Source organism: Thermoleptolyngbya sp. M55_K2018_002, assembly GCF_015295965.1.
In the GTDB taxonomy this organism is placed as follows: domain Bacteria; phylum Cyanobacteriota; class Cyanobacteriia; order Elainellales; family Elainellaceae; genus Thermoleptolyngbya; species Thermoleptolyngbya sichuanensis.
In genome coordinates this window covers 1-5,527 of record NZ_DVEA01000119.1, presented here as the reverse complement: position 1 = coordinate 5,527, position 5,527 = coordinate 1, and the positions used below count along the sequence as shown (strand labels likewise).

Here is a 5,527-nt window from a genome sequence, read left to right as displayed (position 1 = left end):
CCCAGCATGGGGAAGACCGGGATATTTTCGAGCGGCTGTATGCCGTGCGGCTCGATCGCCTGCGGGAATCGGAGGACTGTCGCACTATCCTGAAGCCTTTTGACTCCCGTGGACTGCTCGATACCGCAGCAGAGAGTCTACAGGACGAGCAAGAGTTGAGCGATCAAGCATTACTGGATTCTCTGGGCATTGATGCTAGTTCAGATAATGACATCACTCAACTCACCCATGTGCGATCGCGCCGGGAAATCAAAACCGCCGAAGAAATCGCCCAGCGCACACCCTGCGAGGACTTTGATCAGTTCAAACCTATTTTTGACCAAGTGCAGCAAGATTTGCAGAGCGGGGCACGGCAAACTGTGAAGTATCAAGACAATGCCTCTATCAATCAAGGCAATCTGTTTATCCTCGATGGTCAGAAGGTATTAGTAGCGGAGAGGGGTGAAGAATTTATCACCGATTATGGGGTTCCCAACTGTCGCCTGCGGGTAGTGTATGACAACGGGACTGAGAGTGATTTACTGCTGCGATCGCTTCAACGCGCCCTCAACAAAGACAAAACCAGTCGTCGGATTACCAATCCCGACCTTGGTCCCCTGTTTTCCCAGGTTGAAGCAGAAGACAATACCCAAACGGGTTATATCTATGTACTCAGAAGCCAATCAGACAATCCCTTCATTGCTGCGAATCGAACCATCATTCACAAAATCGGCGTAACTGGTGGCGATGTCCAAAAACGCATTGCGAATGCAAAGAAAGACCCAACCTATCTACTCGCAGATGTGGAAATCGTCGCCACCTTCAAGCTGGCCAATATCAACCGGATGAAACTTGAGGCACTACTGCACAAATTCTTCGACTGTGTTCGGTTAGATATGGAATTGAAGGATCGCTTTGGCATACCCGTGCAGCCAAAGGAATGGTTTTTCGTTTCGCTGAGTACGATCGAGGAAGTGATTGAAAAAATTAAGGAAGGAACAATCAATCAATTTCGATACAATCCAGAAACGGCAAGCCTGTCGCGCTTGTAATGCCTCCAAAAGAGTAACTGTTACTAAGAGGATGATTGGAGGATAAATAAAATGCATTTACCGAGCGAGATAACAAATTGATAGAGCCGACTGTTGCGAAAGGCAGACTTCATCATCGTTTTCTGAATTGTGAGGAACATAGTCGTCATTCACTGGATACTGTGGGCAAGAATATCGTGGGCAGGGAGCAAGATTTTGGCGCAGACTAGGTGTGGGATAGGAGCTTTTTCCAGACTTAGTTCTGGGAGCGGTTAACCGATTCAGCAGGGTCAGAGATCGTCACCACAGGGCTTTTGCCACGGGCGATCAGGGCAATGCGCTGGCTGGCGGGGTGCAGCAGGCAGATTTGGTCGCGGTCAAGCTGAAAGATTAGCCAATCGTCCGGCAGGTGGGTGGCGTGGCTGATTGCCCAAACCGCAAAGGGTGTTTCTAGGGCAAAGTGCTGGCGTGCTTGGGTGGCGCGGTTGATACCGAGCAGACCACCTGCCGCAAAGACGTGGGTGTAGTAATCCCAGTCCGTGTGGGTGGTGAGTTTGGTCACGGGGCCAAAGCGGGACTGGGGTTCGGGGCTGAGGGCATCAAAGGCAGCGCGATCGATGGCGACGGGTTCTGTTTCGCCTGAGTTCAGTCTTAGCGCCTGAGCGCCATCGGGACTGAGGTAGTGCAGGGTGTAGGCGGGGCTGGGCTGGAGTTGGGCCGCAGGCACGACTTGTGTTTGCCTGATCAGGCTGGTCTGGCTGTTGGAACTGTACCAGCCAAACAGGAGTAGGTAGCTGAGTCCGTGGATCAGCAGGGTCGCCTTGAGCGCTGTCTGGAGAGGCCGCTTGCGCTGGCGCAGCAGGAGCCAGAAGAAGGGATACTCGATGACCAGAGTAAGTAAGAAAGCGAGTAAGGAGGCGATCGCCAGCCAGACCTGCACATTTGCAATCGTCAGACCAGGATACTGGGACAGGCGATTTGCCAGCAGCAGCGCCCCCGCCCAGGCCGAGGCGTAGTTCGCAGCCAGCAGCACCCAGAGCGATCGCCCCCTGGGAGTGCCAAACCACCAGGAGAGTAGACCCGCTTCTAGATAAGCAATCACCAGATTGCCGACCACCAAGTGAATCAGACCTGTCCACAGCAGGGCGCTGCCGCCGTTGGCCCAGACGGGGGTAGGCCATAGGGCCAGACCGATGCCCAAGCCTATCCACAGGGCACGTTTCCCCAGGGCAAACTTAGAGTGGGCAGCGATTGAACTGCCATAGGGTTTCAAGCAGGTAAGGATGAGTTGCATTGGGGAGTTCTCGACGACGGGCGTAGTAATCGTGGCTACCGAGACCTGCAATAAAGACGATCCCAGGGGGTTCGGGTGAGGCAGCGGTGGGGGTTGTGAGGTCAGTGTTGAAAAAGTAAACCGGCAGTGCCATGAAGTAGAGCATGGAGTAGCCGCTGGAAATCGCCAGGTTGCCCTGGTAGATGGGCTGATTTTGGTAATAGATGGTGGCCGCCGCCGGAGACGGTGGGTAAGTGCTAGGATCGGCGGGGCCAAAGTGCAACTCAAAGCCCCGCTGGTTTACATCTGTATAAATGGCGCTGTAGCGATCGCAACTTGCCGCGTCTGCCCCCAGCAGCCCCGCCCAGCAAACCTAGACCTGCGCTAACCATTAGCAGACTACTCAAACAATGAACCATCCAAGGTTGAGCGTTGTAAGACCTGTCAAACATAGTCATCGGTTCTAGAGTTTGCCAGACGTTTGGGGCTGAACTTTATTGCTCGCTGAGGTATACAAAACGGGGGCCGTTGCGAATGCTGCAACCCACCAATCCGTAGGGGTTGCTGCCCATCGAACCAACTTCACAGAACGCCTCCACTGTGGCTGATGGATTGTCATCAAAAAGCACTGCCGTATAGCCCTTCATAGAGTCCCGCTGACTGCTCGGTTCATCCTGTGAGACGAAGGAAACAGGGGTGCCGTTAAAGTAGTAGCTAAAGATGAGGGCCGCATCGCCGGAGGGCAAGACGCGGCGGATCAGATCAAAGGCATCACAGTGACCGTCCGCAGTTCGGCAGAGTCTGGGGTTGTTGTCACGGTGGAGCACCTGGATATCGCTCGAAGCTGGAGCAGGGCGAGACGCGGGAGGCGCAGAAGGGGCAGAGTTCGCGCTGGGTGGGGCAGGCTGAGGCTGCGGCGATGGGGTATTCTCGCGATCGCCCCTGTTGCTTCGCGGGAAGGAGGAGTCAATTGTATTGATCGTATCTGTAACATCCCGAACGGTTTCACGAATGCGCCGGAAAATGTTGGCCATCAACACTGGGCTAGATTCGCTGGGGACGGTGGCTCCGCGGACTTGAGTTGCGGCAAGGCTGGGGGAGGCGCTGAGGAGTGAAGCGAGAATCAGGCTGGAGAGTTGCAGTTTGCGAGTAAGACTAGCGCGAATAAGGTAACGAGCGATGGGGTATGGCATGGGAGGCCTCCTTCAAGTTTTAAAGTCAGGTTCTAAAGTGGGGCTAATTGCAAGTTCTTAGTTCTCTGTGGTCTGAACTTATTCAGCGCTATGGAATTGAGTAGAGCGCCCCAGTGCTATGAGACTGGGGCATATTGGAGGTTACCAGTGGCGATCGCCATAGAAGGGGCTGATGGGAGCGACCGGCGCAGGAGCGGGCTGAGGGGCGGGACGATTGTCTGGAACCACATAGTAGTCAGGACTGCGCGACGGAGCAGAACCAGACCCGCCTGAACTCAAGCTATTTGAAAGTATCCATATCCAGAAGAGGGCAGCAGCCTGATCCGCTTGCTGTCTCAAAGCTCTCTGCTGGGCTAAATAGGCCTGCTGCTGTTCTGGAGAAAGACTTTCAAAATATCGCCGCCGCCGCTCTGCTTCTAGCCGATGTTGTTCAGCGATGCGCTGTTGGCGTTCTTCATACCGCTGTCTGCGTTCCTGGGCCTGTTGCCGCTGCTGTTCAGCCCGTCGCCTGCGTTCCTCTGCCCGTCGTCTGTAGGCTTCAGCCTGCTGCTGCAATCTAATGCGATTGACTTCACGGGGAGTTTGAGCCAGGAGATAGTGAGTAGAAACTGGACTCTCCTGAAAATTTTGAACAGGTAGAAGAGTGGTATTGAGCGCTTGCGGGGCTTCCAACGGGTTCGTTATGGTTGCTGGATTGCCTGGGGCGACGGGGGCGGCGCTTGAGGGTTGGGCAGCGGCGAGGCTGGGTGCGCTTCCCAGTAGTGAGGTCAGAGCCAAGCCAGGTAAGCCTAGCGCAAGGGCGCACCGACGAGCGCGAGAAATCTGCATAGGATAGGTCCTTGTAATCGGGTGGCATTGCAGTCGTCAAGTCATAGTTCTGGATGGGATGCACTTATGCACTTATTCAGCCAATTTGCAATGACCACTTCTTGAAGGCCGGTCGTGCTAACGAGGAAGAACGTGTCCATCACAGCGGAAAGGCGAGATGGTTCGCAGAAACGAACGCAACGGGGCGCAATTTCTCAGCCTGTAATGCTTTACCGGGTCGATCGCCAATCCCTAATGAATGTGTCTAGCAGACCGGTCAGTAGCTCTCTCTCCGCCTGAGAGTAACTGACCCGATAACCTAGAGATCCATATCCTCCCCCCCTGCTGTAGATATCCGCTTCAATGGTGCGGCCATTGAGTTGGACGTTGTGAAACACACGGCCTCTGACACTAATCGCCCCACCATCGTCGGTACATTCAATGGCGATTACGTATCGCGGGGTAGCCACAGGTTGTCCGCGTGGGTTAGAGACAGCCGGAACGTCATGGCGATTGAGGTATTGCACCACTGCCGCTTGCAGTTGCTCTTCACGACTGCCCAAATGACAGAGTTTCATCACTCGCACAGGCATTTGCGAGAAGCCGCGCAGGGCATCGGCTTGCCTAGAGGCGATCGCGCTTTCCCCAGCGACACCCAGGACAGACAGGGCAGCACAGGCAACCAGTAGCGATCGCCCCATGATGGAGGACGGGGTTGTAGGAATCGGTTGTAGAGCCATTGTCAGGTTGGAAAAATTAGTTAACAAGTTAACACTGGCTCTTTCTAGTTCTGGCAAATAGCGACTAATTCACCCGGTGATGCCTATAGCCCCAGGGGAAAACTGCAAATCGCCGCGATCGCCTCAGACTGGAGGGCGACCCAATCTGGCGTGGGATTGGCAACTGCAAAGAGGACGTGGAGCGCATCGGCGGGCATGTCTTTTTCCAGGAAATAGGCGGCCTTAGCCTGGGCGATCGCCTCCCAATTGGCTCCCTGCTGCGCCAACGCCGTTTCCATCTGGGCCAGATCAGCGGCAATTTGATCCCGCTCTTTTCCGGCTGCCATGATGGAGAAGGGCAAACGGTAGAGCAGGTCATCGGCGGGCGTGTCGTAGAAGAGCCACTCGTACTCAGCGCCGGGTTCCAGCGCCAGATTGCCAAAGCGAATCGCCACGAAGCCGCCAGCGTTGGGGGTTGCCGAATCGGTTCCCAGCGTGGCGGGCGCGGGCTGGGTCAGGTCTTTC

At 55.1% G+C, this 5,527-nt stretch carries 6 protein-coding genes and 1 pseudogene; 1 reads left to right on the top strand and 6 read right to left on the bottom strand.

The window, feature by feature from the left end:
• Window positions 1-1,031: GIY-YIG nuclease family protein (locus tag IGS51_RS05905; protein ID WP_297077115.1), on the top strand; the 1,031-nt coding region annotated here is incomplete at its 5' end.
• Window positions 1,032-1,266: 235 nt separating this feature from the next.
• Here the strand turns inward: IGS51_RS05905 and IGS51_RS05900 are convergent.
• The 6 genes and pseudogenes from IGS51_RS05900 to IGS51_RS05875 form a co-directional block, all read right to left on the bottom strand.
• The gene (locus tag IGS51_RS05900; protein ID WP_297077113.1) at window positions 1,267-2,304 is read right to left on the bottom strand and encodes a hypothetical protein; all 1,038 of its coding nucleotides are present in this window, start codon (window positions 2,302-2,304) and stop codon (window positions 1,267-1,269) included.
• Window positions 2,246-2,566, bottom strand: a complete 321-nt coding sequence (locus IGS51_RS05895; protein ID WP_297077111.1) for a hypothetical protein — start codon at window positions 2,564-2,566, stop codon at window positions 2,246-2,248. Before IGS51_RS05895 ends, IGS51_RS05900 begins: the two co-directional genes overlap by 59 nt.
• 211 nt (window positions 2,567-2,777) lie before the next feature.
• Window positions 2,778-3,476 (bottom strand): hypothetical protein, encoded by a 699-nt coding sequence (locus IGS51_RS05890; RefSeq protein ID WP_297077108.1) that lies wholly within the window; start codon window positions 3,474-3,476, stop codon window positions 2,778-2,780.
• Between the two features lie 141 nt (window positions 3,477-3,617).
• Window positions 3,618-4,304 carry a hypothetical protein gene (locus IGS51_RS05885; protein WP_297077106.1) on the bottom strand — a complete coding sequence of 229 codons (687 nt, stop codon included), beginning with the start codon at window positions 4,302-4,304 and terminating at the stop codon, window positions 3,618-3,620.
• A gap of 209 nt (window positions 4,305-4,513) precedes the next feature.
• Window positions 4,514-5,023, bottom strand: a complete 510-nt coding sequence (locus IGS51_RS05880) for a hypothetical protein (RefSeq protein WP_297077105.1) — start codon at window positions 5,021-5,023, stop codon at window positions 4,514-4,516.
• A gap of 83 nt (window positions 5,024-5,106) precedes the next feature.
• A pseudogene (locus tag IGS51_RS05875) lies at window positions 5,107-5,527 on the bottom strand (hypothetical protein); the annotation flags it as partial.

What these genes read in the sequence shown, in the direction of transcription:
- IGS51_RS05885 (WP_297077106.1), bottom strand. Translation starts at nt 4,304, where the DNA reads ATGCAGATTTCTCGCGCTCGTCGGTGCGCCCTTGCGCTAGGCTTACCT.
- IGS51_RS05880 (WP_297077105.1), bottom strand. Translation starts at nt 5,023, where the DNA reads ATGGCTCTACAACCGATTCCTACAACCCCGTCCTCCATCATGGGGCGA.
- IGS51_RS05900 (WP_297077113.1), bottom strand. Translation starts at nt 2,304, where the DNA reads ATGCAACTCATCCTTACCTGCTTGAAACCCTATGGCAGTTCAATCGCT.
- IGS51_RS05890 (WP_297077108.1), bottom strand. Translation starts at nt 3,476, where the DNA reads ATGCCATACCCCATCGCTCGTTACCTTATTCGCGCTAGTCTTACTCGC.